This is a genomic window from Pandoraea nosoerga (genome assembly GCF_902459585.1).
GTDB lineage: Bacteria > Pseudomonadota > Gammaproteobacteria > Burkholderiales > Burkholderiaceae > Pandoraea > Pandoraea nosoerga.
Genome location: NZ_CABPSC010000002.1, coordinates 186,308 through 213,236, shown reverse-complemented (window position 1 = coordinate 213,236; position 26,929 = coordinate 186,308). Strand labels below are relative to the sequence as shown.

22 protein-coding genes are annotated in these 26,929 nt (G+C 69.0%); 13 read left to right on the top strand and 9 right to left on the bottom strand.

Annotated elements, in window-relative coordinates:
- Window positions 1–3: 3 nt before the first annotated feature.
- The 5 genes from PNO31109_RS03905 (at window position 4) to PNO31109_RS03885 (ending at window position 8,142) form a co-directional block, all read left to right on the top strand.
- Window positions 4–1,275: an efflux RND transporter periplasmic adaptor subunit gene (locus tag PNO31109_RS03905; RefSeq protein WP_150554521.1), complete on the top strand. Its 1,272-nt coding sequence runs from the start codon at window positions 4–6 to the stop codon at window positions 1,273–1,275.
- Entirely contained in the window at window positions 1,272–4,490 is a 3,219-nt protein-coding gene (locus PNO31109_RS03900) for an efflux RND transporter permease subunit (RefSeq protein ID WP_150554337.1), read from the top strand. The genes PNO31109_RS03905 and PNO31109_RS03900 overlap by 4 nt, the downstream gene beginning before the upstream one ends.
- Entirely contained in the window at window positions 4,487–6,049 is a 1,563-nt protein-coding gene (locus PNO31109_RS03895) for an efflux transporter outer membrane subunit (protein ID WP_150554336.1), read from the top strand. Before PNO31109_RS03900 ends, PNO31109_RS03895 begins: the two co-directional genes overlap by 4 nt.
- Entirely contained in the window at window positions 6,046–6,696 is a 651-nt protein-coding gene (locus tag PNO31109_RS03890; protein WP_150554335.1) for a TetR/AcrR family transcriptional regulator, read from the top strand. The genes PNO31109_RS03895 and PNO31109_RS03890 overlap by 4 nt, the downstream gene beginning before the upstream one ends.
- A 186-nt stretch (window positions 6,697–6,882) precedes the next feature.
- On the top strand, window positions 6,883–8,142 hold the full coding sequence (locus PNO31109_RS03885; RefSeq protein ID WP_150554334.1) for an NAD(P)/FAD-dependent oxidoreductase: 1,260 nt from the start codon (window positions 6,883–6,885) through the stop codon (window positions 8,140–8,142).
- A 161-nt stretch (window positions 8,143–8,303) separates the two neighbouring features.
- Here the strand turns inward: PNO31109_RS03885 and PNO31109_RS03880 are convergent, their stop codons facing one another.
- The gene (locus PNO31109_RS03880; RefSeq protein WP_150554333.1) at window positions 8,304–9,239 is read right to left on the bottom strand and encodes a universal stress protein; all 936 of its coding nucleotides are present in this window, start codon (window positions 9,237–9,239) and stop codon (window positions 8,304–8,306) included.
- A gap of 291 nt (window positions 9,240–9,530) precedes the next feature.
- A complete protein-coding gene (locus PNO31109_RS03875; RefSeq protein WP_150554332.1) occupies window positions 9,531–10,526 on the bottom strand; it encodes an aldo/keto reductase in 996 nt (331 codons plus the stop codon).
- A 224-nt stretch (window positions 10,527–10,750) separates the two neighbouring features.
- On the opposite strand from PNO31109_RS03875, the gene PNO31109_RS03870 reads away from it, so the two are divergent.
- The 4 genes from PNO31109_RS03870 to PNO31109_RS03855 all read left to right on the top strand — a co-directional run bounded on the left by PNO31109_RS03870 (window position 10,751) and on the right by PNO31109_RS03855 (window position 15,003).
- Entirely contained in the window at window positions 10,751–10,996 is a 246-nt protein-coding gene (locus PNO31109_RS03870; RefSeq protein WP_150554331.1) for a hypothetical protein, read from the top strand.
- A gap of 6 nt (window positions 10,997–11,002) precedes the next feature.
- Entirely contained in the window at window positions 11,003–11,653 is a 651-nt protein-coding gene (locus PNO31109_RS03865; protein WP_150554330.1) for an HAD-IB family hydrolase, read from the top strand.
- Window positions 11,654–11,674: 21 nt separating this feature from the next.
- Window positions 11,675–13,750, top strand: coding sequence for an FUSC family protein (locus PNO31109_RS03860; protein WP_241013849.1), 2,076 nt, complete (start codon window positions 11,675–11,677; stop codon window positions 13,748–13,750).
- Between the two features lie 83 nt (window positions 13,751–13,833).
- Complete coding sequence (locus tag PNO31109_RS03855) at window positions 13,834–15,003, top strand: methyltransferase (protein ID WP_150554329.1); 1,170 nt, start codon at window positions 13,834–13,836, stop codon at window positions 15,001–15,003.
- A gap of 17 nt (window positions 15,004–15,020) precedes the next feature.
- On the opposite strand, the gene PNO31109_RS03850 is transcribed toward PNO31109_RS03855, so the two are convergent.
- Complete coding sequence (locus PNO31109_RS03850; RefSeq protein WP_150554328.1) at window positions 15,021–16,388, bottom strand: BaiN/RdsA family NAD(P)/FAD-dependent oxidoreductase; 1,368 nt, start codon at window positions 16,386–16,388, stop codon at window positions 15,021–15,023.
- 456 nt (window positions 16,389–16,844) lie between these two features.
- Here PNO31109_RS03850 and PNO31109_RS03845 point away from each other — a divergent pair, with 456 nt between their 5' ends.
- A complete protein-coding gene (locus PNO31109_RS03845) occupies window positions 16,845–17,594 on the top strand; it encodes a class I SAM-dependent methyltransferase (RefSeq protein ID WP_150554327.1) in 750 nt (249 codons plus the stop codon).
- Window positions 17,595–17,668: 74 nt separating this feature from the next.
- On the opposite strand, the gene PNO31109_RS03840 is transcribed toward PNO31109_RS03845, so the two are convergent.
- The 5 genes from PNO31109_RS03840 to astD all read right to left on the bottom strand — a co-directional run bounded on the left by PNO31109_RS03840 (window position 17,669) and on the right by astD (window position 21,986).
- The gene (locus PNO31109_RS03840; protein ID WP_244958123.1) at window positions 17,669–17,842 is read right to left on the bottom strand and encodes a DUF2964 family protein; all 174 of its coding nucleotides are present in this window, start codon (window positions 17,840–17,842) and stop codon (window positions 17,669–17,671) included.
- Window positions 17,843–18,012: 170 nt separating this feature from the next.
- The gene (locus PNO31109_RS03835; protein WP_150554325.1) at window positions 18,013–18,222 is read right to left on the bottom strand and encodes a DUF2964 family protein; all 210 of its coding nucleotides are present in this window, start codon (window positions 18,220–18,222) and stop codon (window positions 18,013–18,015) included.
- A 262-nt stretch (window positions 18,223–18,484) separates the two neighbouring features.
- Window positions 18,485–18,838: a DUF1488 family protein gene (locus tag PNO31109_RS03830; protein WP_244958122.1), complete on the bottom strand. Its 354-nt coding sequence runs from the start codon at window positions 18,836–18,838 to the stop codon at window positions 18,485–18,487.
- Between the two features lie 199 nt (window positions 18,839–19,037).
- On the bottom strand, window positions 19,038–20,402 hold the full coding sequence (astB, locus tag PNO31109_RS03825; protein WP_150554324.1) for an N-succinylarginine dihydrolase: 1,365 nt from the start codon (window positions 20,400–20,402) through the stop codon (window positions 19,038–19,040).
- A gap of 102 nt (window positions 20,403–20,504) precedes the next feature.
- A complete protein-coding gene (astD, locus tag PNO31109_RS03820) occupies window positions 20,505–21,986 on the bottom strand; it encodes a succinylglutamate-semialdehyde dehydrogenase (RefSeq protein WP_150554323.1) in 1,482 nt (493 codons plus the stop codon).
- Between the two features lie 144 nt (window positions 21,987–22,130).
- Here astD and astE point away from each other — a divergent pair, with 144 nt between their 5' ends.
- Window positions 22,131–23,198, top strand: a complete 1,068-nt coding sequence (gene astE, locus PNO31109_RS03815) for a succinylglutamate desuccinylase (RefSeq protein WP_150554322.1) — start codon at window positions 22,131–22,133, stop codon at window positions 23,196–23,198.
- A gap of 316 nt (window positions 23,199–23,514) precedes the next feature.
- Here the strand turns inward: astE and PNO31109_RS03810 are convergent, their stop codons facing one another.
- A complete protein-coding gene (locus tag PNO31109_RS03810; protein ID WP_150554321.1) occupies window positions 23,515–23,949 on the bottom strand; it encodes a hypothetical protein in 435 nt (144 codons plus the stop codon).
- Window positions 23,950–24,117: 168 nt separating this feature from the next.
- On the opposite strand from PNO31109_RS03810, the gene PNO31109_RS03805 reads away from it, so the two are divergent.
- Together PNO31109_RS03805 and ydiK are read left to right on the top strand one after the other, a co-directional pair.
- On the top strand, window positions 24,118–25,461 hold the full coding sequence (locus tag PNO31109_RS03805; protein ID WP_150554320.1) for a hypothetical protein: 1,344 nt from the start codon (window positions 24,118–24,120) through the stop codon (window positions 25,459–25,461).
- Window positions 25,462–25,596: 135 nt separating this feature from the next.
- A complete protein-coding gene (gene ydiK, locus PNO31109_RS03800; RefSeq protein WP_244958121.1) occupies window positions 25,597–26,847 on the top strand; it encodes an AI-2E family transporter YdiK in 1,251 nt (416 codons plus the stop codon).
- The last annotated feature ends 82 nt before the right edge of the window (window positions 26,848–26,929 follow it).

Sequence of the window (26,929 nt, the reverse complement as noted above, 5' to 3'; positions counted from 1 at the left end):
ATGATGCCTTCTCTGCCCGATACTGCCCCACACCACCGTCGCCCCGCGCTGACGGTCGCCACCACGGCGCTTGCCGCCGCCGTTCTCGTTTTGCTTGCCGCGTGCTCGCGCAAGGCGCCGCCCGAACCGCCGCCGCGACCGGTCGTCGCCGTGGCAGCGAAGGCCGCCGAGCAAACGCCCATTGCGTCGCTGCCCGCGCAGATCGAAGCGCGCTATTCCACGCCGCTGTCGTTTCGCGTCGCCGGCAAGATCATCGAGCGCTCCGTGCGCCTGGGCGATGCCGTCAAGGCCGGCCAGATCGTGGCGCGCCTCGATCCGGCGGACTTGTCGAAAAACGCCGCGAGCGCCCGCGCGCAGCTCGACGCGGCTCAGCATCAGCTCGACTACGCCACGCAGACGGTCACCCGCGACCGTGCGCAGGCGCGCGAGAACCTGATCGCGCCCGCGCAGCTCGAGCAGTCCGAGAACGCTTACGCGAGCGCGCTCGCGCAACGCAATCAGGCAAGCCAGCAGGCGGCATTGGCTGCGGATCAGTTGAGCTACGGCAATCTCAAGGCCGAGCGCGACGGCGTCATCACGGCCGAGCAGGCCGATACGGGACAGAACGTCAGCGCCGGTCAACCGGTGTACCAACTGGCATGGACGGGGGACGTCGACGTGGTTGCCGACGTGCCCGAAGCCGCGCTCGGGGCCCTGCGCATCGGCCAGACCGCGACCGTGTCGCTGCCCGCCGTGCCCGGCAAGACGTGGCAGGCGCGCGTGCGCGAAGTGGCCCCGGCGGCCGATCCGCTGAGCCGGACTTACCGCGCCAAGCTCTCGCTGCTCTCGCCCGGCCCCGACGTGAAGCTCGGCATGACGGCGAACGTGGCCTTCGCACAGCCGCTCAACCTGCTGCCCATGCACGCTGTGTCGCCCGCTGCCTCCGCACCGGCGGCGAGCGCGTCGGCGCCCTCGGCGGCCTCCTCCGGGTCCGCATCTTCCGCGCCCGCAACTTCCACGCCCCCGGCCGCCGCCGTGAGCGACGGCCCACCGATCACGCTGCCCTCGACCGCACTCTTTCACGATGGCAATCAGCCAGCCGTATGGATCGTCAAGGCGGACGACACCCTCGTGCTGCGCCGCGTGAGAATCGCGCGTTATGGCGAGCGCACGGTCACCGTCGCCGGCGGCGTCCAGCCGGGCGAGCGCGTGGTCTGGCAAGGCGTTCATACGGTCACCGCCGGTGAAAAGGTGCGCGTCGTCGCGCCGCTGCATCCCGAGGACTTTGCGTCATGAGCACGCTCGACGGGAAGCCGCCCGTACCCCCGCCCCCCGCACCGCCAACGCCAACGCCGGCCGAACCGCAGGACTACCGCCACGAGGAGGGGCGCTTCAACCTCTCCGCGTGGGCGCTGCGCCATCGCTCGCTCGTCGTGTTCCTCATCGCCATGGCGACGATCTTCGGCATCCTCGCCTACTCGCGTCTCGCGCAATCGGAAGACCCGCCCTTCACGTTCCGCGTGATGGTGATCCGCACATTCTGGCCGGGCGCCACGGCAAAGCAGGTGCAGGACCAGGTGACCGACCGCATCGCGCGCAAGCTCCAGGAGATGCCCTCGATCGACTTTCAGCGCAGTTATTCGCGCCCCGGCGAGTCGCTCCTGTTCTTCGCGATGAAGGACTCCGCGCCGGCGAGCGAAGTCGCCGAGGAGTGGTATCAGGTGCGCAAGAAGGTCGGCGACATTGCCTACACCTTGCCGCCCGGCGTGCAGGGGCCGTTCTTCAATGACGAGTTCGGCGACGTCTACACGCACATCTTCACGCTCGAAGGCGACGGTTTCGGTCCTGCGCAGCTGCGCGACTATGCCGATTCGCTGCGCACGGTGCTCCTGCGCGTGCCCGGCGTGGCGAAAGTCGACTACTTCGGCGACCAGGACCAGCGCGTCTACGTCGAAATCAGCAACACGCAGCTCACGCGCCTGGGCATCTCGCCGAATCAGATCGCGCAGGCCGTCAATGACCAGAACGCGGTGTCGCCGGCGGGCACCATCGAGGGGCCGAACGATCGCGTGGTCGTGCGCCCGAGCGGCGAGTTCCGCAACGTTGCCGAGCTTGCCGACACGCTCATCCGCGTGAACAACCGCACGTTCCGCCTGGGCGACATCGCGACCATCAAGCGCGGCTACGTCGACCCGCCGATCTCGGAAATGCGCTTCGGCGGCAAGCCCGTGCTCGGCATCGGCATCACGATGCAAAAGGGTCAGGATGTCGTCCACCTCGGCCGCGCGCTTGCCGACACGATGGGCGAGCTGCGCGCGCAGCTGCCCGCGGGGCTCAAGCTCACGGAAGTGGCGAGCATGTCGCAGTCGGTCTCGCACTCGGTGGACGACTTCCTCGAAGCGGTGGCCGAGGCCGTGGCGATCGTGCTGGTCGTGAGCCTGGTCTCGCTGGGCTTTCGCACAGGCATGGTGGTGGTGATTTCGATTCCGGTCGTGCTCGCCGTCACCTCGCTGTTCATGTACCTCTTCGACATCGGGCTGCACAAGGTCTCGCTCGGCACACTGATTCTCGCGCTCGGCCTGCTGGTGGACGACGCGATCATCGCCGTCGAGATGATGGCCGTGAAGCTCGCGCAGGGGTGGGAGCGCAGGCGTGCTGCCGCCTTTGCGTATACGAGCACCGCTTTCCCGATGCTCACCGGCACGCTCGTGACCGTCTCGGGCTTTTTGCCGATCGCGCTCGCCAAGTCGAGCACCGGCGAATACACGCGCTCGATCTTCGAGGTCTCGGCGATCGCGTTGCTCGCGTCGTGGCTCGCGGCGGTGGTGCTCATTCCGCTGCTCGGCTACAAGCTGCTGCCCGAGCGAGCGCGCGAGGCCCATCACGGCGACGACCACGAGCACGAGGTCTACGACACGCGCTTCTACAATCGCCTGCGCGGCTGGCTGACATGGTGCATCGAACGCAAGTTCGTGGTGCTCGCGATCACTGTGGTGCTGTTCCTGATCTCGATGGCGGGCTTCTCGCTCGTGCCGCAGCAGTTCTTCCCCAGCTCGGATCGTCCGGAGCTGATGGTCGACCTGCGGCTCCAGGAAGGCGCGTCGTACCAGGCGACCCTGCGCGAGACGCAGCGGCTGGAGAAAATTCTCGAAGGCCGCAAGGAAATCGATCACACGGTGAGCTTCGTCGGCACCGGCGCGCCGCGCTTCTACCTGCCGCTCGACCAGCAGCTGCCCACGCCGAACTTCGCGCAGCTCGTCATCACCGCGAAATCGGTGGAAGAACGCGAAGCGCTCGCTCAATGGCTCGAACCGAAGCTGCGTGAAGCGATGCCGGGTGTGCGCACGCGTCTGTCGCGGCTCGAAAACGGCCCGCCGGTGGGATTTCCGGTGCAGTTCCGTGTGAGCGGCGACGACATCGGCACGGTGCGCAGAATCTCCGAACAGGTCGCCGAGGTGATGCGCCGCAACGGCGACACGGTCGACGTTCAGTTCGACTGGGACGAACCGTCGCAACGCTCTGTGCGCTTCGAAGTCGACCAGCAGAAGGCGCGCGCGCTCGGCGTGAGCTCCGCCGACATCTCGAACTTCATCGCCATGACACTCACCGGCTACGACATCAGTCAGTATCGCGAGCGCGACAAGCTGATTTCGATCACGCTGCGCGCGCCCAGGGCCGAGCGCGTGGACCCGGCGAAAATCGCCACGCTCGCCATGCCCACACCCAACGGCCCGGTGCCGCTCGCCACGCTGGGGCAGGTCGTCGACACGCTCGAACATGGCGTGATCTGGGAGCGCGACCGCCAGCCCACCATTACGGTGCGCTCGGACGTGCGCGCCGGCAAGCAAGGCATCGACGTGACCGAGGCGGTCTACAAGCAGCTCGCCGACATTCGCAAGGCGCTGCCCGTGGGCTATCGCATCGAGATCGGTGGCTCGGTCGAGGAATCGGCGAAGGGCCAGTCCTCGATCAATGCGCAGATGCCGATCATGATCATCGCCGTGCTCACGCTGCTTATGATCCAGTTGCAAAGCTTCGCGCGCACGATGCTGGTGGTGCTGACCGCGCCGCTGGGCATGATCGGGGTGGTCGCCACCCTGCTGCTCTTCGGCAAGCCGTTCGGCTTCGTGGCGATGCTCGGCGTGATCGCCATGTTCGGCATCATCATGCGCAACTCGGTGATCCTGGTCGACCAGATCGAACAGGACATCGCGTCCGGGCACCCGCGCTTCGACGCGATCGTAAGCGCCACGGTGCGACGCTTCCGGCCGATCACGCTCACCGCCGCGGCGGCCGTGCTGGCGCTCATCCCGCTGCTGCGCAGCAACTTCTTCGGTCCGATGGCAACCGCCCTCATGGGCGGCATCACCAGCGCGACCGTCCTCACCGTATTCTTCCTGCCTGCGTTGTATGCGGCGGCATTTCGCGTGCGCCACCACGAACGCGCGTCGCACGCGCCCCCTGCCACCGCCGCCGCGGCGTCCGGCAGCTCGCAAGGAGACCGCTCATGAGTCCGCGCCCCCTGCCCCCTCCTGCGCCGCGTCGATGCGCTGCGCCGCGATTGCTGACCCTGCCGCTCGTGTCACTGTGGCTGGCCGCCTGCTCGTTCACGCCCGGCGACAAGCCGCCCGCCATGCCCTCGCCCGCCCACTACGGCACGCAGGCGCTGCCGGAACGCACGGTGTCGGCGCAGGGCACGTCGCAACGGTTCGAAGTGGGCGCGCCGCCCGTCAAGGCGTGGTGGCGCGCCTATCGCTCGGACAAGCTCGACGCGCTGGTCGACGAAGGTCTGCGCAACAGCCCCAATCTCGCGGCGGCCGACCATGCGCTGCAGGCGGCGCGCGAGCAGCTCAAGGCGCAGGTGGGCTCGTCGCTGCTGCCTTCCGTCGACCTCGGCGGGGAGGCGGCGCGCGAACGGGCGCTGGGCATTCCGACGCTCGGGCCGCCGACCGCGCTGTACAACATGTTCGTGGGACAGATCCAGGCGCGCTATACGTTCGACTTCTTCGGCGCTTCACGCTTCGCAAACGCGTCGCTTGCCGCGCAGGTCGACCAGCAGGCGTTCCAGCTCGAGTCGGCGCGCCAGGCGCTCGCGGCCAACATCGTCTCGGGCGCGATCGGCGCCTCGGTGCTCGGCGCTCAGGTCAAGGCGACGGAGCGTCTGGCCGAACTCGCGCAAGCCGACGCGAACGACATGGCGCGGCGCGAAGCCCTCGGCGCGGTCTCGCGCGCCGACGCCCTCGCCGCCGCGCAGAACGCCGAATCGCTCAGTGCGTCGCTGCCGGGCTTGCGCGCCCAGTGGCAGTCCACGCGCCATGCGCTGGCCGTGCTGCTCGGCCGCACGCCCGATCAGGCGCCCGACGATATCGCGCTGGGCGAATTGAAGGTGCCGGAGAAGGTGCCGGTCTCGGTGCCGTCGACGCTGCTCCAGTCGCGCCCGGACATTCAGGCCGCGGAGATGGCGCTCAAGGCGGCATCGGCCGAAGTAGGCGTGGCCACGGCACAGATGTTCCCGAGCCTGTCGCTCAGCGCGTCGATGGGCAAAGGCGGCTTCAAGTGGGCGACCGTGATGTCCAACGCCGGGTCGTTGTGGAGCGTGGCCGCGTCGATCTCGCAGCCGATCTTCCATGGCGGCGCGCTGCTCGCCCAGCGGCGCGCGGCGCAGGCGTCCTACGAAGCGGCCGTCGAGCAATACAGGCAGACGGTGCTCACCGCGTTCAGGAACGTGGCCGACACGCTCGCATCGCTGGAGGCGGACAACACGTCGCTGCTGCACGCCGACAACGCCAGCGCCGCGGCCGAGCAGATCTACCGCGACACGGCGGCGCGCGTGCGCCTGGGAGCGCTGCCGGTGTCGGCCGCGCGCGGGCGCGAGCAGCAGTACTGGAACGCCTATCTGACGACGGTGCGTGCAACCGGCGCCCGTTTGTCGGATACTGCGCTCCTGTTTTACGCGATGGGGGTGCCGCCCGAGCCGCTCGCCGATGCGGCGACGCCGGCCGCCGGGGCGGCAGCGACCGCACCGGCCGGCGAACGGCCGCCCCCGCCGCAAGACGTTGCGACACGATGACCGCCACCTCCACGACACGGGGCAGACGCCCCAAACATCTGCCCGATGGCCGCGCCGCCCTGCTCGGCGCGGCCATCGACGCTTTCTCGCATCTCGGTTATGACGGCGCGAACCTGCGCGGCATTGCCGCCGCCGCCAAAGTCGACGCCAGCCTCGTGCGCGTGCATTTCGGCTCGAAGGAGCAGCTCTGGCGCGCCTGTGTGGATACGCTCGAGGCCGCGCTCGCGGCCCCCGTGGCTCACCTGAAAGCCATTGCCGACGACACGACGCGGCCGGTCCGGGACCGGCTGCGCGAGGCCATTGCGCTGATGGCCGCCCACGCGATGCAGCATCCCGAGCACAAGCGCTTCATTTCCCTGCACGCGTCGGAGACGGGCGAGCGCGGCGCGGTGCTGTACCGCCACTTGCTCGAACCCGTCTACCACTGCATGGAGAAACTCATCGTCGAAGGCATGGCGGCCGGGGTGATTCGCGCGGAGCACCCGGCAATGTACTTTTGCGTGCTCGCGCACGCGCTGCATCCGCCGCCCGGCTCGCCCGTGCTGATGCAGCTGATCGCGCCGGAAGTCGGCGGTGAGGCCTTCGGGCCCGCGCTGCTCAAGCAGGTCGAGATGGTGTTCTTCACGCCGCCGGACACGCAGGGCTAACGCGCGCCCGGGTCTCGGGAGGCGACCTGAAGACGATCGGCGAGGCGCCGCGGCATTGCGTCGCTCCCGGGCGGCGTCGCCAGCGCCCGGCGCCGGTCGGCGCGGCGGCCATCTTGCCGGTATCCGGGACGCCGGCGGCGCGCCGATGCATTACACTGGCGGCCAAATTCACACACTCTCGCGCCAATGTCCGAAGCTAATTCCACCACCGTCATCCTCGGCGCCGGCCAGGCCGGCGGCGAAACCGCCCTCGCACTGCGTCAACTCGGCTACACCGGCCGCATCGTGCTCGCCGGCAACGAAACCCATCTGCCGTATCGCCGCCCGCCGCTCTCGAAGGCGTTTCTCGCCGGGCAGGCCGACGAAGCGAGCCTGCTGATCCGCCCGGCGGACGCCTGGGAGAAGGCCGAGATCGACGTGCGCCTGGGCGTCACGGCCACGGCCATCGACCGCACGGCCCGCACCGTTTCGTTCGACGACGGCCAGACGCTCGGCTATGACCACCTCGTGCTCGCCCTCGGCGGGCGTGTACGCCGTCTGCCGATGCCGGGCGGCGATGCGCCGAACGTCCATTACCTGCGCGACATTGCCGATGCGCAGCGCCTGCGCGAAGCCCTCGCGCAAGGCAAGCGCGTGGTGGTGATCGGCGGCGGATATATCGGTCTGGAAGTGGCGGCGAGCGCCGTCAAGGCGGGCGCGTCGGTGACCGTGCTCGAAGCGGCGCCGCGCTTGCTCGCGCGCGTGGCCGAGCCCGAGCTCGCCGGCTTCTTTGCCGCGCTGCATCGCGAGAACGGCGTCGACGTGCAGGTCAGCGTCGGCGTGAGCGCGCTGGAGCAGGACGCCGACGGGCATGTCACGACGGTGCTCGCCGGTGAGAAGCGCCTGCCGGCCGACGTGGTTGTCGTGGGCATCGGCCTGATCCCGAACACCGAACTCGCTCAGGCCGCCGGACTGGCGGTCGACAATGGGATCCTCGTGGACGAATTCGCCAGAACGAGCGATCCGGCCATTCTGGCCGTGGGCGACTGCGCGCACCACAAGCATCTCGCGCTTGGCCGCCGCATTCGCCTCGAATCGGTGCCCAGCGCCAGCGAGATGGCCAAGGTTGCCGCGAGCGTCGTGCACGGCGACGCGCCCAAGGCCGTTGCCACGGCGCCATGGTTCTGGTCGGACCAGTTCAACGCCAAGATGCAGATGGTCGGCATGACGGAAGGCCACGACACCGTGGTCGAGCGTCGCCTGCCGGACGCCCAGGGCGCGGCGGTCTTCATGCTGTTCTATCTGCGCGAAGGCGCCGTGGTGGCCGCCGCGAGCATCAACCGCGCGCAGGAATTCATGGCGGCGCGCGAGTTGGTCGGACGCCGCGCGGTGGTGGACCCGGCGCGTCTGGCCGACGCCGCCACGCCGCTCAAGACGCTGCTCGCCGAGTTGGGCCCGGCGGCCTGAGCCTCACGACGCATGGGGCGCGGCACGGTCATGCCGTCTCGCGCTCTTGCCGTGGCCCCGCCCCATTGTCCCTATTGCCCCCATTGCCCATCCTCTCACCGCACATCACCGCACCTCACCGCACCTCACCGCACCTCACCGCACCTCACCGCGCCTGCCCCTTACGGGGACGGCGCCAGCGCGGGCAGCAGCAATACCGGACGGCCCGCGTGGCGAGCCGTATCCTCCGCCACGCTGCCCAGCGTGAAGCGCCGGAACCCTCGCCGGCCGTGGGTGCCCAGCACGATCACGTCGGCGTCGGCGTCCTTGCCGGCGGCGACGATCTGATCGGCCACGCCCTCCCCGATCGGCTGAATCTCGCGGATCTCCACTTCCCCGGGAACGCCGGCTTCGCGCATCTTGTGCGTCGCCCACGTCCGTACTTGATCGCCCACCGCCCGCACGGCGTTGAGCAGCGGCTCCGGGTCGAACCCGGCGAGAAACGGGCCGGGCATGTCGAGCACATGCACCGCGCGCAGCGACGCGGTATGGGTGCGCGCCAGCGCCAGTGCGTAGTCGAATGCGCGGCGCGCCGTCTCGCTGTCGTCCAGTGCGACGAGCACGCGTTCGTAGTGGCCGTCGGCGCGCTGCGGCTCGTGGGGACGGGCTTCTCCGGAGACCAGCATCACGGGGATTTGGGCGTTGCGCAGAATCTGCTCGGCGATGCTGCCCAGCATGGCGCGCCGCACACCGCTGCGCCCGTGCGTGCCGACGATGATGATGTCGGCGGACCATTCGTTGGCCTCGCGCGTCATCGCCTCGGGCACCGTCTCGCCCGTCGTGCGCAGGTCGAGCAGATGGGCCTCGGCGTCGAGCCCTTCCTCGCGCAGATACAGCACGGCGCGCGCCAGATGCTCCTCGCCCTCCGTCTGCATGTCGCGGCGGACCTGCTCCAGGTCGATTACCTTGCTGAACGCGGAGGTCAGCAGATTGACCGGATCTTCCACCATATGGATGACGCGTATCGTGTCGCCTCTGCAGGCAAAGGCAGCGGCCTCGCGCAAGGCGCGGCGCGACGACTCGCTTCCGTCGGTCGCCAGGAGAATGCGTTTGTTCATGAGCAGCCTCGCATTGGAAATGACGGGGGTGCCGGGCGCCGAGGCCCGCGCATCGGACTCGCAAAGCGCCGACCGGAGCGCACCGGACACTTCTCACTATACCGCTCGATAAGCGACCAAAACCAGTGCGACGCGTTCAATGCGCCGCGCACGCAAACGCGGTTTGACGCAGCGCAAACGATACAGGCCCGGCATGGCGGGCCTGTGGTCGGGTTCTGCCGCAGGCAATGTTGCCGTTAGCGTGCCGTTAGCGTGCCGTCAGCGGGCCGTCAGCGGGCCGTCGGCGGGCCGTCAGCGCGCGGCGTCTCCCCAGCGATAGGCGTGCGAGGCCTCGTCGAGTTTCGCCTTGAGCTCTGCGTCGAGCGCGTAGTCGATGGTGCCGAGCGTCTCGGTGAGCTGCTCCACGCGGCTCGCACCGATGATCGCCGAGGTCACGACCGGATTGGCGAGCACCCACGCGAGCGAAAGACGCGTGAGCGACTCGCCCGCCTCGCTGGCAATGCCCTTGAGCGTCTCGATGGTCTCGAACTCGCGTTCGTGCCAGTAGCGCTGCTGGTACATCGCCCCGGCCTTGCCGACGGTTGCCGTGAAGCGCCCTTCGCTGGGCGTCGCATCGTGGCGATACTTGCCCGTGAGCAGCCCGCCGGCGAGCGGGTTGTACGGAATCACCGCCAGTGCCTCCTCGCTCGCGAGCGGCAGCAGTTCCCGTTCGATCTGGCGGAACAGCAGGTTGTAGCGCGGTTGCACCGAGACGAAGCGCGCCACGCGCAGTACGTCGGCCCGGCCGAGTGCGCGCGCGAGGCGGTACGCGAGATAGTTCGACACGCCAATGTAGCGCGCCTTGCCGGACTTCACGATGGTGTCGAGCGCTTCGAGCGTCTCGTCGATCGGCGTGTCGGTGTCGTCCGAGTGCAGTTGATAGAGATCGACGTAGTCAGTGCCGAGCCGCCGGAGCGAGGCGTCGATGGCATCGAGCAGGTGCTTGCGCGACGCGCCCTTGTCCCACGGCGAGGGCCCCATCTGGCCGCACGCCTTGGTCGCCACGATGAAGCGCTCGCGCCGGCCCTTGAGCCAGCGTCCGACGATCTCCTCGGTACGCCCGGCCAGTGACGTGTCGCTGCCCAGCGGGTAGACGTCGGCGATGTCAATGAAATTGACGCCCGCGTCGGTCGCGCGGTCGATGATGGCGTGGCTGGCGGCTTCTTCGGTCTGCAGACCGAAGGTCATCGTCCCCAGACACAGACGCGATACGCTCAGGCCGGTACGGCCGAATTTCGTGTATTGCACGGTAGCTCCCGGAAAGTACGGTTCAGGCGAATACGCTGAAAACATGAAACTGCGCTGCCCGCTCGCGCGGGCACGACGCACAGTATGCGCGATTCCGGGAAACTGCGCGCTCCGCACACTTCATCCCTTCCTCTCTCCTCTCCTTCGTTCGCCTCGCGCCCTCGCCCAAGCCAGCGATTCAGGAGCGTTGCCGCGCGCGCCGCGCACCGTATAGAATGCCCGGCATGAGCCCGACCGAATCCATCTCCCCCGTGGCGGCGCTGCACGCGGCCGACGCGATGATCGAGCGACCGTTCGAGCGACGGTATCCGTGCGGCGCCGATCGTCTGCGCGAGGCCGTTGGCACCGACGTGCTGCCGTTCCATCGCGGAGCGCAGGCCGTGGCGGCGCGCCGCCGGGCGGGCGAGCGCCGGCCGCATCTCGTGGCGTTCGCCGATTCGCGCGACGCGGCGTCGATCGGCGCGACCTGATCTCGCATGCGCGATTCCTCCATCGTCGCCGCCTTCGATTTCGACGGGACGATTTCCACGACCGACAGCCTGCGTGTGTTCGTGCGCACCACGGTGGGCACGCCGCGCTTCGTTGCCGGCGCGTTGCGCGCGTCGCCATGGCTCATCGGCGCAGCGCTGCGCCTGGTCGATCGCGGCACGGCCAAGGCCGCTTTTCTGCGCGCCTGCTTCGGCGCTCGCACGCGCACACAGCTCGAAGCCGACGCCCAACGTTTCGCGGCGCAGCATCTGCCCGCGCTGATCCGGCCGGAGATGCTCTCGCGCTTGCGCCAGCACCGCGCGCACGGTCATCGGATCGTGCTGGTCAGCGCTTCGCCCGGACTCTACCTGCGCCTGTGGGCCGCGCCGCTCGGGTTTGACGCCGTGCTGAGCACCGAACTCGCCTTCGATGCGCACGATCGCTTCACCGGCGAGTTCGCCCGGCCCAATTGCTGGGGACCGGAGAAGATCCGCCGCCTCGAGGAGTGGTGGCGAGCCGCGCCGCCGCGCGTGCTGTTCGTCTATGGCGACAGCCGCGGCGACAGGGAGATGGCCGAGCGCGCGGACTACGCATGGATCCGCGGTGAGGGCAGGCTGATGCCGCTCACCGATGCCGACGCGCCCTCGAGCGCGTCCTGACGTCTCACCGTTCATGCGCCAATGACGAGCACGCCCAATCCCGGCCGCCGCGTGGCATGGGTGTCGCGACTGACGCGTCTCGAACCCGTGGCGTTTTCGCGCTGGGACGCCGTGCACGCAGCGCTCTCGGTCGCCGTGCCGACAGCCGTCGGCGCCGCGCTGGGCCACGGCGCGGACGCCTCTGTCGTAGCGCTCGGTGCGCTGCCCGCCATCACCGGCGACCGCACCGGTCCGTATCGTGCCCGGGCCCGCTCCATCCTCATCACCATTCTCACCGGCGGCGCCGGCTTTTACGCGGGCATGCTGATTCACGACGTCGGCGTGGCACACCCCTGGCTTGCCCATGTGTTGCTGCAGATCGCGGTTCTCTTGCTCAGTTTTCTCGGTACGTTCGGGAACGTGGCGTCCGCCGCGACGCTGCAAGGCGCGGTGTACCTGATCGTCGGCTGGGGGCTCGCGCTACCGCCGCCGGAGTGGCGCGCACCGTTGCTGCTCGCGGCGGGGGGCCTGTTCAGCATGCTGCTCATGGCCGTGCATTGGCTGCGGCACCCCGGCGCGGCCGAGCGCGATGCCGTGGCCGCCATCTACCAGCAACTCGCCAACGTGCTCGATGCGAGCGGCACGCCTCGGGCGCGCCTGGCGCGGCGCTCGCTCGAGAACGCCATCGCCGCCGCTTACGACACGCTGCTGAGCGCCAGCGCGAGCACCACCAACGGCTGGGACATCCTGGAGCGGCGCGCCGCCCAGATCCTTGCCGCGGAGCCGATTACCACCGCCGTGATCGGGCTCGCGCAAAGCGGACAGCCGGTGCCGGCGCCGCTCGGGCGCGCGTTCTACGGCATGGCGCGCAGCATTGCCCGGGACCGGCCGGTCGACGTCGACAGTGCGGCCGCCGCGGCCGAAACACACGGCGCTACGGCGTTGAGCGCTGCACTGCATCGCGCGCAGCCGCTTCTCACCGGCGCGGTTCACGCGGCCGAGGCTCCGCTCGTGGCGCTCGCGCGGCATCGGTCCCGCGCGAGCGCCCATGCGCGCTGGACGCCGAAGTGGCCGTGGCCCGACGTGTGGCGCTATCTCGTGCGCATCGGGCTGTGTGTGCTCGTCGCGCAGATCTTCATCGCGGTGACGGCGCTGCCGCGCTCGTACTGGGTGCCGCTGATCGTCGTGGTGATCTTCAAGCCGAACTACGGATCCGTGTTTGCCCGGGCGCTGCAAAGCGGTCTCGGCAGCATTGTGGGCGTGGCGGTATCGGCGGCGGTCGTCGCAATCGATCGCAATGGCGTGGCGAGTCTGGCGTCGCTCGTGCCGCTGGCGGCCTGCCTGCCGTGGGCGCTGCGCCGCAACTACGGGCTTTTCAGCGCGTTGCTGCTGCCGATCCTGATGCTCGTGATGGGCGCGTTGCAACCCGGCAGCCAGGACATTGCGATCGCGCGCTTCGTCGACGCCGTGGCCGCGTGCGCCATCGTGCTGCTCGTGGGCTATCTGCCGTGGGCGAAATGGGAGCGCCGTCAGCTCGATGAACGCGTGGCGAACGCGCTCGACGCGCTCGGCCGCTACGCGGCGCTTGCCTGCACGCACGACGCGGACGCCACCTTCGCCGCCCGCCGCGCCGCATACAAGGCGCTCGACGACACGCGCATCGCGCTGCAACGGGCACTGTCCGAACCGCCGTTGGTGAGCCGCCGCGCGGCACGGTGGTGGCCGGCGCTCGTCTCGCTCGAACGGGTGGCCAACGCGATTACCGACACCGCCGCGCATGGCGACGATCCCGATGCGCCGGTGCATCCCGCCGCGGCCGTGCTGACGCGTCTGGCCGCTGCGCTGCGCCATGGCGGACCGGTCCCGGTCATGCCCGACGCGCCCGTGGCGGGTATCGGACCCGCGCTGGACACCGCCCTGCGAGAAGCGATCGCGTTGCTCTCTGGTGCCGCCCCGCGCGATGCCTCGCTCGGGCGCACCACGCCCATCATGTCCACCATGCCCACCATGCCCACCAAGCCGAGGGCGCCGACCGGATCTGGCGAGCCGGACGCACCGCAGCCACCGCAGGCACCGGAGGCATCGCTGGGGCCGGAGCGTCCGGTTTCCGGCCGATAGCCCGGCAACACAGGCATAATGCGGACTTCCGGGCGCGCGAGACGCTTTTCCGCGCGCCGCCACGTTTTTCAAAAAGACGCTGCATGAACACTACCCCGACGCTAGCCTGGACCGAAGACGGTCGCCCCGTCACCGCGCGCTGGCGCTCCGAGGCCGGCGTGATGCCGCCGCGTCGCGTCGAAGTCGTCGACGACACGCTCACCGCCGACGACGCCTATCACCTCGCCTGCGGCGGCACCGCACTGCTGTATCGCGGCGACTATCACAACGCTCGCCAGTTGATGCAGGCCATGGCCCGTCGCGTGGACCGCCCGCCTCACCGTCAGCGCCGCAAGTCCGGCGGCAAGGACGCAGCGGCCCCCGCCGGCCCGGCCGACGCGTTCCACAAGCACCGCATGGCGCAGGCGCAACGCGCGCGCATTCTGGGCATGGTGCTCATTGCACTCGAGGCCGATTACGGCATTGCGCTGCGCCGCGCGCCGGACGTGCGCGAAGCCTGCACCGAAGCCTGGGGCGCACCGGACGGGACGCCCTCGGTCGCCTCGCTGCGCGAAGTGCTCGGGTTGATCGGTGCGCACGAATGGCGCAAGAAAGGCGTGATGATTCCGGCACTCGGCGCCTCCATCCATCCGTGGTACGGCGTGTTCTCGCCGGTACGCGGCGAGTATCTCGATCTCGTCGACCAGGCGCCGCTGCCCGACAAGTCGCTGGCGTTCGACATTGGCACGGGAACGGGCGTGATCGCCGCGCTGCTCGCCCGTCGCGGCGTGCAGCACGTCGTGGGTACCGACCGCGATCCGCGCGCGCTCGCGTGCGCGCGCGACAATATCGCGCGCCTGGGCTACGAACGCTCGGTGACGATCGTGGACGCCGATCTGTTTCCCGAGGGCCGTGCACCGCTCGTGGTCTGCAACCCGCCATGGCTGCCCGCCAAGGCCAATGCCCCCATCGAGCGCGCCATCTACGATCCGGACAGCCAGATGCTCAAAGGCTTTCTGAACGGACTCGCCGCACACCTCACACCCGCGGGCGAAGGCTGGCTGATCCTCTCTGATCTGGCCGAGCACCTCGGATTGCGCACGCGCGAGACGCTGCTCTCGTGGATTCACGCGGCGGGGCTGGTCGTGCTGGCGCGCCACGACGTTCGTCCGCGCCATCCCAAAGCCGGCGATGCGGGCGATCCGCTGCATGCCGCGCGGCGCGCCGAAGTCACTTCGCTGTGGCGCCTCGGAGTGCGGCCGGCGCAGTCCTGACCGGGGGCACCGCCCCTTCAGTACCGCTCGCTCGCCTGGCGCAAGGTCTCGAGATAGGCGGCGGCGCCCTGCGCCGCGACACACGCGCTTGCGAAGCACGCCGTGAGCAGGTAGCCGCCGGTCGGGGCCTCCCAGTCGAGCATCTCGCCGGCGAAGAACACGCCGGGCAGCGCGCGCGCCATCAAGCGCTCGTCGAGCGCTTCGAGCGTCACCCCGCCTGCACTGCTGATGACCTCCGCGATCGGGCGCGTGCGTCGCAACGTCAACGGCAAACGCTTGATGCCCGCCGCCAGCGCGGCCGGGTCGTCGAACGTGTCGCGAGACAGGCATTCCCGCAGCAGCCCGGCCTTGACCCCGGCAATCCCCAACCGGCTTTGCAGATGGCTCGCCATGGAGCGCGAGCCGCGCGGGCGCGACACTTCGTCGCGCACTCGCTGCGCCGGCCAGTCGGGCAACAGATCGAGATACACCCGAGCGCTGCCTTCGGCGAGGATGGCGTCGCGAATCGGTGCGCACAGGGCGTAGACCAGGCTGCCTTCGATGCCATGCTCGGAGATCACGAACTCGCCCTGTCGCGTAGTGCCATCAGGCAGCGCCATGGTGACCGACTTCACCGGGTGGCCGGCGAACCGTTCGCGCATGTGCGGCGTCCAGTCGATTTCGAAGCCGGCGTTCGCCGGACGCAACGGCGCCACGTCGACGCCATGCTCGCGCAACCAGGGCACCCACGCCGCATCGGAGCCGAGCTGCGGCCAACTCGCGCCGCCCAATGCCAGCACCACCGCCCTCGCTTGCACCAGGCGCTCGCCCTGCGGTGTCGCAAAGCGAAGCGGCCCAGGCTGCGCGGGCGAGGCCTCAGGCCAGCCGAGCCAGCCGAGCCAGCGGTGCCGCACATGCAGCCGCACGCCGCCCGCGCGCAGGCGTGTGAGCCATGCGCGCAGCAACGGCGCGGCTTTCATGTCGGTGGGAAACACGCGCCCCGACGTGCCGACGAAGGTGTCGACGCCCAGGCGATGCGCCCACGTGCGCACATCGTCCGCGCCGAAATGGCGCAGCCACTGCCCCACGGCCGCGGCGCGCTTGCCGTAGCGGGACACGAACGCGTCCGCGGCCTCGCTGTGCGTGAGATTCATGCCGCCCTTGCCGGCCATCAGGAACTTGCGGCCGACCGACGGCATGGCGTCGAACACGTCCACGCGCCAGCCCGCCGCCGACAGCACTTCGGCCGCCATCAGCCCTGCCGGCCCGGCGCCTATCACGGCGACGTCGGTCGCGAGCGTGGCGGCCGGCGAACTGCGAGAGGCACTTGACGGGGCGCACGGGGCGCACGGGGCGCACGGGGCGGACGGCGCTATGGGGCGCGAGGCGGCGGTAGATGCGGTCATGCTGGGAAGAATGTTGCGGGGGTAAGCCATGGCGGCAGTGGCGCCGGACGCCGTCGGCGCGCCGGTGCCCCCTCGTCGGCATGCGTGACGCCGAAGGTCGTCATTGTCCCATATCGGTGCCAGAGCCGGCACGCGATTCGAAGCCAATACGACACGGGCGGGAAGGCAAGCGCAAAGACAGCAGGAGGACAGCAGGAAGACAGCAGGAAGGCGCCGAATGGAGCTGAATGGGGTCGAATGGCCCCACAGTCGAATGGCCCCACAGTCGAATGGCCCACAAACGGCGCCGCGTGGGGGGCCGAGTGTCCCACCGGGTGCGTCCAGACGCGCCATCGCCTCCGAGAAACCATCCCGTCTTTGGCGTTACAATCGCTCCCCCGCCTTTGTCGTTTACCGCTGCCGCGCGGCGCGCCGTTGTCCTTCGCGTGCTGCAGCGGCGTCCACCCGGAGTTGCGCATGTCGTCATCCGAAGCCGCGTCGATGGTACGCACCGCCTACGCCAGTTTCGCCGAACGTTACGCAGAAATCGCCCTCACCAAGCCGCACAACGCCCTCTATGAGCGCCCCGCCACGCGCGAATTGCTCGGCAGCAACCTCCACGGTCTGCACGTGCTCGACGCCGGCTGCGGCCCCGGCATCAACAGCGCGTGGCTCGCGCAGCATGGCGCCACGGTGCACGGCATCGATGTCACGCCGGAGATGATCGCGCTCGCGCGCAAGCGCTGCGAAGGAATGGCCGCGACGTTCGACGTGCAGGATCTCGCGCAACCATTCGCCACGCTCGACGACGGCCGCTTCGACGTCGTCCTGAGCGCACTCGCGCTCGACTACGTGGAGGATCTCGCCCCAACGTTCCGCGAGTTCGCTCGGGTGGCAAGACCGGGCGCGACCCTCGTGTGGTCGATGGCGCACCCCATGCGCGACTGGCTCGACGAGCGCACACACCGCAATCGCCCCTACTTCGAGACGACCCGCTTCGGCATGTATTGGAGCGGCTTCGGTGAGCCGAAGCCGTTCGTGCAATCGTTCCGACGCCCGCTCGCCGACATTCTCAATGCAGCGGCCGGCGCGGGTTGGCAATTCGAGCGGATGGTGGAACCGCGGCCGCAGCCGGAAATGAAGCGCGTCGACCCGCGGCTTTACGGCGAGTTGTCGCAGGTGCCGGCGTTTCTGTGCGTGCGCGCGCGCCGCGCGCCGGTTGCATAGACGGACAGCCCGGGCCCCTTAAGCGCGGCGCATCCATGAAGACGCGCGCGGGGCGCCCAAGCGGGCGCGATGTTTCAGGACTCGTCTCGCGCGCCCCAGGGAATGAGCATCGTCGCCGTGGTGGTCGCCCCCAGGAGGACGGCTGCCACGCCGTAACGCGCAATTTCGTGGAGATTGAACAGCAGGCCATGGAGGGTGGCAAAGATGCCGCCCAGCATCACGAATGCCGCGACGGACGCGATGAACACGCGGATATCGGAGCACATACATCACCTCACAACGAGGCCACGCACGTTGCGAAGCGCTGTGGCGCAGGGCTCCTTGCGGACCCGCGCGAGCCGTGCAATGCCGGCTGGGCTTCGGCGGCGTCCCTCCACTTCAGTGTAGGACGCGCTGCGCCGAATGGCAGGCCGCGGACTCAGGGTTTGCCGGCGGTGTCGCGTTCCTCGTCGCGGGCCCACGGCGTGAGCATCACCACGATGAAGAGGATCCCGAACAGCACGGTGACGATGCCGCCGTTCATGACCTGCGTCCTGTCGTACAACAAACCGTGGATGGTGGCGAATGCGCCCGCCAGCGTCATGAAGGCCGCGATCGAGGCGATGACGACACGGAATTCCGAGCCCATGGCGACTCCTTGTAGTGTAGTTATCGACAATGGCACCGTCCGCAGACCGGTTGGGACGTTCTCCCGAACGGCAATATCAGTGTACGCCGAAAGCGGAGCACCGAGCATGACGGTGGCGCCCTGTCCCCTCCGGCATTTGACGCAGGTCAACGAGCGCGTCCGGCCGGGCGGTTTCGGCGGAGTGCCGAAACCGAAACGGCGAGGGCGCGCGAGATGCCGCGCCAGGACTGGGCCGCGATGGAACCGCAGACGCCGGCGCGGCTTATCGCCGGGCCTCCTGGCGCTTGGCCTCGCGAACCCAGCGGAAATGCCCGCTGCGCAACAACACCGGGCCGGATAGCCCCATGGAAAGATATTGCTTGGTGAGCGCTTCGATGTCGGTACGGCCGTGCTCGAAGGCATGAAGCAGATCGTCGGCGCGCGCGGAATGGGCGCCGAAGTGGTCCTCCAGCGCCTCGGCCGACACCGCGCAGTCGATCGGCCGCCCGTTGACGACGACGGCAAACTCGATCGTCAGGTCTTCGTAGTTGAACACGGGTCGGTGATCCGGAAACTCGATTTGCATGGCGGCACCCCCGGTTGGACGAAATGACGCGATCGACGTGTCGGCCGACACGTTCCATCCAGCATAGCGCATCGCTGCGGATTCGGAAAATCGCGTCGCCAATCGGTTCGCGCGCAGCGATTGGCGAGAGGTCTGTCAGTCTCATCATCGAGAATCAACATCAACAAATCCCCTTATCCCATTGTTTTTTATCGGCTTTACAAAATTCACCAACGATCGTCTCGCCGGCCGGCCGTCGCCCCCAGGCCCACTACGCGTCTCGCTGGAACGGATAGAGGCCGCCGCCCAACCCCAGCAGACGTGTCAGCTCGTCGAGCGCCGTCCGGCATTCATCGAGCAGCGCAGGATCCGCCAGATCCTCCACCGTCAACCGGTCGCGGTAATGGCGCTTCACCCAGTCGGTCAGCGCGGCATAGCGCGCCTCGTCGATCCATAGCCCGGCGTTCACCGCCTTGCGTTCTTCGTCGGTGAGCACCACGCGCAGACGCAGGCATGCCGGTCCCCCGCCGTTGCGCATGCTCTCGCGCAGATCGAACACATGCAGCTCACGGATGGGCCCGCCGCTGGCGACGAGCGATTCGAGGTAGCGCCAGACCGCGGGACGCTCGCGGCACTCCTGCGGCACGACCAGACGCATGCCGCCCCCCGCCTGCGGCGACCGGGCGAGCAACTGGCTGTTGAAGAGATAGCTGCCGACGGTGTCTTCGATGGAGACGTCCGCCGTCGCGACTTCGATGACCTCGAGCGCCACGCCCCGCGCGGCGAGCCGCTCGCGCAACGTGGCCAGGACCGCCGGTTGATCGACGAACGCCTGCGCATGGCAGAACAGCACGTTGCCGTTGCCGACCGCGATCACATCGTTGTGGAACACGCCCGCGTCGATGGCGTCGGGGTGCTGCTGCGCGAAAACCACATCGTCGTCCGCCAGCCCGTGCAGGCGCGCGATCGCCTGGCTTGCCTGCAGGGTCTGGCGCGCCGGAAACCGGCGCGGCGCCGGCGCACTGGCCAGATCGTCCCGGCCGTACACAAAGAGCTCGACGCCGCGCTCGCCGTAGGCGCTGCAAAATCGCGTATGGTTGGCAGCCCCCTCGTCACCCAACGACGGCCAGCCGGGCAACGCGGCGTGATGCGCGAAGCGCGACTCGTCGGGGAAAGCGGCACGCAGGATGCGCGATGTCGTCTCATGCTCGATCGCCCGATGCAGCTTGCTGCACAGATTCGCCGCCGTGAAATGTACGCGAGCGTCGGCCGTGTCCGCCGACGGGCTGACGGTGGCCGCGTTGGCCGTCCACATGCTCGCGGCCGAGCTTGCCGCGCCAAGCAACGCCGGTGCGGTGCGCGCCGCCTCTCGGATCACGGCGCGGTCATTCCCCGAGAAGCCTAACGTGCGTAGCAACGCGACCGAGGGACGCTCTTGCGGCGGCAGCACGCCCTGGGCGTATCCCAGGTCCGCCAGTGCCTTCATCTTCGCGAGCCCCTGCAGGGCTGCCTCACGAGGATTCGACGTGCGGTTCGCATTGTTCGCCGAGGCCACGTTGCCGAACGACAAACCTGCGTAGTTGTGGGTGGGGCCGACCAATCCGTCGAAGTTTGCTTCGAAGGCAAGACGCGTCATGTCAAATCCTGAAATCAGTAAAGACCAAACAAGTCCCTCTCGGCAGGCGACGTCGTGCCGTCGTCGGATGACGTCGGGCGTCGCCCGCCCACCGCGCGCCTCTCAGGCGCCGCCGAAGTCCAGTCCCGGGCTCAGGCGCTCGGGCATCGCGACGTGCGTCGCTTCCATCGACGCCATCGGATAGGCGCAATAGTCCGCCGCGTACCACGCGCTGGGCCGGTGATTGCCGGACAGCCCTACGCCGCCAAACGGCGCGGCGCTCGCGGCGCCGGTCGTCGGCCGGTTCCAGTTGACCACGCCAGCGCGGATCTCTTCGACGAACTGCGCATAGCGGGCGGGGTCGTCCGTCAGCAGGCCGGCGGCCAGCCCATAGCGCGTGCGGTTGGCCAGCGCGATCGCATGTTCGAAGGTGTCGTAGCGAATGACCTGCAGCAGCGGTCCGAAATATTCGTCGTCGGGCAGCGCGTCGCGCGCGGCGATGGCCGTCACGTCGATCAGTCCCGGCGTGAGCAGCGCGCTGCGCCCGTCGGGCTGCGAGAGCGGCACGATGACACGCGCGCCGAGCGACATCAGCCCAGCCTGCGCTTCGGTCATGCGGCGCGCCGCCCGTAGCGACACCACCGCGCCCATGAAGGGCTGCGGTTCTGCATCGTACCGTCCGACATGGATGCGTTGCGTGACGAACGCCAACCGCTCCACGAACGCGTCGCCCTGCGGGCCGCGCGGCACCAGCAAACGTCTCGCGCACGTGCAGCGCTGGCCGGCCGACAGAAACGCCGACTGGATCGTGACGTGCACGGCGGCATCGATATCCGCCGGTGCATCGACGATCAGCGGGTTGTTGCCGCCCATCTCGAGCGCAAGGATCTTGTCCGGCCGTCCCGCGAACTGCTGATGCAACGCGCGACCGCCAGCGGAGCTCCCGGTAAAGCACAGACCGTCGATGCCGTCATGCGCGGCGAGCGCCGCCCCGGTGTCGCGTCCGCCCTGCACGAGATTGAGCACGCCAGGCGGCAGGCCCGCCTCGATCCAGCACTGCATCGTTCGCTCGGCCACGCCGGGCGCGAGCTCGCTCGGCTTGAAGACGACCGTATTGCCGGCGAGCAAGGCCGGCACGATATGGCCGTTGGGAAGATGCCCCGGAAAGTTGTACGGTCCGAGGACGGCCATCACACCATGCGCGCGATGGCGCACGACGCTCCGGGCGTCGGCGAGTTCGCTGCGCCGCTCGCCGGTGCGCTCGTGATAAGCCTTCGCCGAATGGCCCACCTTGGCGGCCATCGTCGCCACTTCCGTCCGTGCTTCCCAGAGCGGTTTGCCGGTTTCGCGACCGATGGCGTCGGCAAGCGTTTCGGCATGCGTTACCACGATGGACGCGAAGCGCTCGAGGATCGCGAGCCGCGCTTCGGCGCCACGGCGCGACCAGTCGCGCTGCGCCTGACGCGCGGCGCGCACGGCGGCGTCGACGTCGTTGGCGTCGGCCGCGCGACCGCGCCAGACGACATCGCCCGACATCGGGTCCAGAGAACGGAACTCGGCGCCGTCGGCAGCGCGCCAGACGCCTTCGATGTACAGATCGGTCATGAACGGCCCCCCTGAGGCCACGCCCGAAGGCGCGGCGTGCGATGCGGATCATGATGACACGGATTGCACGGCCGGAACATCATGTGACGATCCCGGCTCGGACACGCATAGAATACGAATTTGGTTTTCCTGGAGATCCTCGCCATGACGCCCGTCTCTCGTTCGGCCCTGCGCGACTGGCTCAGCGATGTGCTCGACGCGCGTGACACCAGCCCCGGCGCGGGCGTCGATCCGTGCGGTGTGCGCTGGCAGCGCCACGCACACGGCGTGCTGGAGCTGGCGCCGGCCGCGAGGGCCGGCGCCAACGGTGATGATGGTGGTGGCGCGTCCGATGTCATCTTACGTGGCCATCGCTTCGACGCGATCCTGTCCTGCGGCATTCATGGCGACGAAACGGCGCCCATCGAAATCGTCGACGGCATCCTTCGCGATATCGCCGACGCTCGCCTGACGCTGCGCGAGCGCGTTCTCGTCGTGCTTGGCAATCCCGAGGCCGTGCGCGCCGGCAAGCGATATCTCGAATACGACCTCAACCGGCTCTTCCAGGGCGCACATGCCAAACGCGCCGAGTCACCAGCAGTGCAGCGCGCCCGAGAGCTCGAAGTGATCGTGGCGCAGTTCTTCGCCGGCGTGGACGGTGTACGCAGGGTGCGCCGGCACGTCGATATGCACACCGCCATTCGCGCATCGCTCTACCCGCGCTTCGCGGTGGTGCCGAGCACGCCGCAACACGCGGCCAGCGACGCCTGGGTCGCGACGCTCGCGGCCACCGGCATCGAAGCGGTCGTGCTCACCGATCAGCCGTCGGCGACGTTCTCCTACTACACGTGCGCGCGCTTCGGCGCTGAGAGCTGCACGCTGGAACTCGGCAAGGTCGCCCCGTTCGGGCAGAACCAGCTTGCGGACTTCGCCGGTATCGATGCGGCGTTGCGCCGCTGGTTGTCGGGCGGCGAGATGGGCGAACGCGACGACGCACGGACGACCGGCCCGCGCCGGTTTCGCGTGGCCGCGGAAATCGTGCGCCGTACTGACGCCTTCGTGCTCGACGTGCCTGCCGACACGCCAAACTTCACGCCCTACCCCGCAGGCACCGTACTCGCGCGCGATGGTGAAAACACGTACACCGTCTCGCACCCCGAGGAGTGCATCGTGTTTCCCAATCCGAACGTGGCGAACGGATTGCGCGCGGGCGTGATGGTAGTGCCGGAGTGATCCGGCGGTCGAGCGCATACGAGCGGTTGCGCTACCGTATCGGGACTATGGCGCCGGAGGTGTCGCGCCCGGAACGGGCGCATGGCCGCACATGGCAGTGACGGCCGTTCGCGCGAGACAGCGCGCGCCGCCGTGTACGCACAAACGCGGCTTAACGTCTTCAAACGCCTGTCGGAGCGTCGTCATCACACAGGGATGCGCGTAGCATCGCCCGTTCTTTTCCCAACGAGAAGGCGCCGCACGAGTATCCGCACCGAGCCCAGCCGAGCCCTGCTGCGGTCCGAGCCGATCCGCCATCGACGACATGCCCCACGGTTTATTGCGTTCCCTGAATTGCCGCACCCGCTCCACGAGTTTCAGCGCCGACGCGCCCGAACGCATGCCCTGCACGGCGTCGCCCCGTCACCTCGCCGCCGATCTCGCCCTCGTGCAACAGCAGATGGCCATCTCGTGCGCCCACGCCTGCCGGAAAGTCGACGTCAATGGCAACTCGCCCGGCCTCGCGTCCGACGGCGTCGAATTCGCGCTCGCTGCCCGGCATGTCGCCAACGTGCGGCCGGACCGCGACGGCCGCGCCGTCGCCGGTCTGCGCGGCGAGCGCGGCGACACGTTCACGCGGGCGCAGCATATCTACGCAGCGTTGCGTGATGAGATCGCTGCGCCGGCGCTGCGGCGCCGCGTACATCCGCGGCAACCCGGAAGCGCCGCGGGGCCAGGTATTCAGAGCGCGCGACGCGAGGCCGCGGTGCAAGACCCCGTGCTGTCATTGCCATGGTACGAAACGCTGCAACCGCACCTGCGTGCAGAGGCGCAAGCGCTTGCGCAACGTGGGCTCGATGCGCCCGACGTCCGTCGCCGCTTCGATGCGCTCATGCGGCATGAACGTCCGGGCCTCTGCCTGCGTTCCCTGCGTATAGGCATGGAGCGCGATGCGCTGCCGTTCGCCGTGGGCTCGACGCTGATCGCGCTGCTCGTCGACAGCGTAGACCCCGAGCGCACGCAGGCCGCGTTGTGGCCCGCGGTGGAAGCGGCTGGCGTCGTCCTCATCAGCCTGATGGGCATGGCCCGCTTCAATGCGTGCCACCCGACGCTTCGCAAGAAGGTCACGCGCATGACGCCCGCGCAGGGTCAGGAAGCGCTGAGTTGGGTACTGCGCCACCCCGCGCGTGAGGTTCTCGCCCATGTCGTGGGGTTCGTGCTCTGTTACGGCGTGATACGAAACGGTGCGCGGCTGGGCATGGAGGCAGGGCTGTCCGCGGCGCTTCCCGGCATGATGTCGCACCGGTTCGCCAACACGATTCACGCCGCGCTCGAAATTCTCCTCGCCCCGATTCCCGGCATGCTGTTGCAGCCGACGATCGAACGAATCAGCATGCCCGCCGAGGATGCGCGACTGGAACTGCTCCTCCAGGACCGGTTTGCGGATCTGGTCGCCGACGCCTGTGCCGGTGCCCGTGCGAACGTCGCAGCGCCCGACGGGTGGTCCGTCTTCTGGCGCGAGATGAGGCTCCTCCTCGCGTCGGCGGCGCCGCGCGCCATATGGCTCACGCTGACGCTCGGATTCTATTTCCTGGCATCGCTGCACGACGGCGCCTGTGCCACCGGAGCCACCGGAGCCGCCGGAGCCACCGGAGCCGCCGATGACCCTTCGCCGGGCGCCGGCGAGAATTCGACGGCATCGCCCGCCCGGTCCGATGACGTGGACGTGGGCATCGACTGGCACACGCAGGCGCTTCTCGCGACGATCTACGGCACGATCGCAACGGCCATCGGCCTGCAGGGCGTGGCTGCGCGACACGGGGACATCAGCACGGCCTACATGCGACGGCGCGGGCGGCCCAAGATCAGCACCATCACCCTCGCCTCGCAGGCGGACTCGGGCCTTTCGTCCTCGGGCTCGTTCTGCGGCATGGCGGCGGATCGGGACGACGCGCTCGGCCCCGATGTGTCGAACGAGGCGTGCGGGAACACCTCCGGCGGCACGCCGGAGAACGCCGCAGCCCGGGCGCCGATCGGAGAAATGCCCGGCGCCGGCGAACGCCATGCGAGTCTCGGGACCGTCTCGCCGACGCGGTCGCCGCCGTCGGCGCCGTCAGCACCGGCAGGACCGGCAGCACCCGCGGCACGCCGGCATGGGACCATGGTCGCACCGGCCGGCATACCGCCGCACGGCATGGGCGGCTCGAGCGATTTCGAGCGCGGCGCCACGGCCGGCGACGCGCACGGCACGGATCGCGCGCCTGCTTCGATGACGGCTTTGTGACGAAGTGTTGCGACGCACTTGCCGTGCCTGCCCCGGCATGGCATCTTCCTTCACGAGCGCGCCCGCTGCGCACGAATGCGCTCGACGGACGCGGCTTTGCCGCGCGGCTTTCTTTCCCCGCCCGCAGGAGCGCCTATGTTTTCCACCACCCCGAGTGAGCTGGCCCGCAATCTGCTGATCATCCTGGTGCTCAGCCTGTTGATGATCGGTACGCTTTGGGTTCTGCTGCCATTCCTGCCCGCGCTGATCTGGGCGGTGACGATCGTCGCCTCCACCTGGCCGATGCTCATTGGCCTGCAACGCCGCCTCTGGGGCCGCCGCTGGCTCGCCACCACCGTGATGATCATCGCGATGTTGATTATCGTCGTCGCCCCGCTGACGGCGGCGATCGGCACACTCATCGGACACGCGAGCGACATCAGCGAACAGGTTCATTCGATCGGCCAGCGCGGTCTTCCCATGCCGCCCGACTGGCTCGCGCGCATTCCGGTGATCGGCCAGCGCGCCAGCGACGAATGGCAGGCCCTGGCCGCCGCCGGCCCGGGCGGTCTCGTCGCCAAGGTGCAGCCCTACGCAGTCAAGGCGGCGTCATGGGGCTTCGCGAAGCTCGGGTCGATCGGCCTGCTCTTCGTCCACCTGGGGCTGACGCTGATCATCTCGGCCATCCTGTTCATGCAGGGCGAGCACGCGGCGCGCGCACTTATCCGCATGGCGCGGCGTCTGGGAGGCGATCGCGGCGAGGAATCGGTGCGGCTGGCCGGCATGTCGATTCGCGCGGTGGCACTCGGCATCGTGGTGACGGCCGTGACGCAATCGCTGCTCGGCGGCCTGGGACTGTGGCTGACCGGCGTGCCGCTGCCCGGCTTCCTCACGGCGCTCATGCTGGTGCTGTGCATCGCGCAAATCGGGCCGTTCCCGGTACTGCTCTCGAGCGTGGCATGGCTCTACTGGCAGGACAGCCCCACGCTTGCAACCCTGTTGCTCGTGTTATCGGTCTTCATCGGCATGCTCGATAACGTCATGCGCCCGATGCTCATTCGCCGCGGTGCGGATCTGCCGATGACGCTGATTCTCGCCGGCGTGCTCGGCGGCATGCTGACGTTCGGCATCGTCGGCCTGTTCGTCGGCCCCGTCATTCTCGCCGTGACATACACGCTGCTCACCGCCTGGATCAACGAGGGCCTGAACCGGCCGATGATGGCGCCGACCGGGGCGCCGGCCGGGGCAACGACCGGGGCAGCGACTGAGGCGGCGACAGTCCCGCCGGAAACGTCGACGGGCCCGGGGCCGAGCACGCGCGCAGCCGAACCTTCGGCACCGGTATCGGCCTCGGCCTCCGCATCGGCAAGCAAGGCGGCGGCGGGCCGCGAAGAGACGCGCGGCTGACGGCACGATTCCGGCAGCGCCGCCGACCCCGCCACAAGACAGGCATACAAGGGCGGCATGAGTGGCGCATGAGTGGCGCATG

Bases quoted from the DNA above. Each gene is read 5' to 3' on its own strand.
- PNO31109_RS03855 (WP_150554329.1), top strand. From the start codon at position 13,834: ATGAACACTACCCCGACGCTAGCCTGGACCGAAGACGGTCGCCCCGTC.
- astB (WP_150554324.1), bottom strand. From the start codon at position 20,402: ATGACGCGTCTTGCCTTCGAAGCAAACTTCGACGGATTGGTCGGCCCC.
- PNO31109_RS03890 (WP_150554335.1), top strand. From the start codon at position 6,046: ATGACCGCCACCTCCACGACACGGGGCAGACGCCCCAAACATCTGCCC.
- PNO31109_RS03850 (WP_150554328.1), bottom strand. From the start codon at position 16,388: ATGACCGCATCTACCGCCGCCTCGCGCCCCATAGCGCCGTCCGCCCCG.
- astE (WP_150554322.1), top strand. From the start codon at position 22,131: ATGACGCCCGTCTCTCGTTCGGCCCTGCGCGACTGGCTCAGCGATGTG.
- PNO31109_RS03880 (WP_150554333.1), bottom strand. From the start codon at position 9,239: ATGAACAAACGCATTCTCCTGGCGACCGACGGAAGCGAGTCGTCGCGC.
- PNO31109_RS03805 (WP_150554320.1), top strand. From the start codon at position 24,118: ATGGAGCGCGATGCGCTGCCGTTCGCCGTGGGCTCGACGCTGATCGCG.
- PNO31109_RS03865 (WP_150554330.1), top strand. From the start codon at position 11,003: ATGCGCGATTCCTCCATCGTCGCCGCCTTCGATTTCGACGGGACGATT.
- PNO31109_RS03900 (WP_150554337.1), top strand. From the start codon at position 1,272: ATGAGCACGCTCGACGGGAAGCCGCCCGTACCCCCGCCCCCCGCACCG.
- PNO31109_RS03905 (WP_150554521.1), top strand. From the start codon at position 4: ATGCCTTCTCTGCCCGATACTGCCCCACACCACCGTCGCCCCGCGCTG.
- PNO31109_RS03885 (WP_150554334.1), top strand. From the start codon at position 6,883: ATGTCCGAAGCTAATTCCACCACCGTCATCCTCGGCGCCGGCCAGGCC.
- PNO31109_RS03895 (WP_150554336.1), top strand. From the start codon at position 4,487: ATGAGTCCGCGCCCCCTGCCCCCTCCTGCGCCGCGTCGATGCGCTGCG.
- PNO31109_RS03845 (WP_150554327.1), top strand. From the start codon at position 16,845: ATGTCGTCATCCGAAGCCGCGTCGATGGTACGCACCGCCTACGCCAGT.
- PNO31109_RS03835 (WP_150554325.1), bottom strand. From the start codon at position 18,222: ATGGGCTCGGAATTCCGTGTCGTCATCGCCTCGATCGCGGCCTTCATG.
- PNO31109_RS03870 (WP_150554331.1), top strand. From the start codon at position 10,751: ATGAGCCCGACCGAATCCATCTCCCCCGTGGCGGCGCTGCACGCGGCC.
- PNO31109_RS03860 (WP_241013849.1), top strand. From the start codon at position 11,675: ATGACGAGCACGCCCAATCCCGGCCGCCGCGTGGCATGGGTGTCGCGA.
- astD (WP_150554323.1), bottom strand. From the start codon at position 21,986: ATGACCGATCTGTACATCGAAGGCGTCTGGCGCGCTGCCGACGGCGCC.
- ydiK (WP_244958121.1), top strand. From the start codon at position 25,597: ATGTTTTCCACCACCCCGAGTGAGCTGGCCCGCAATCTGCTGATCATC.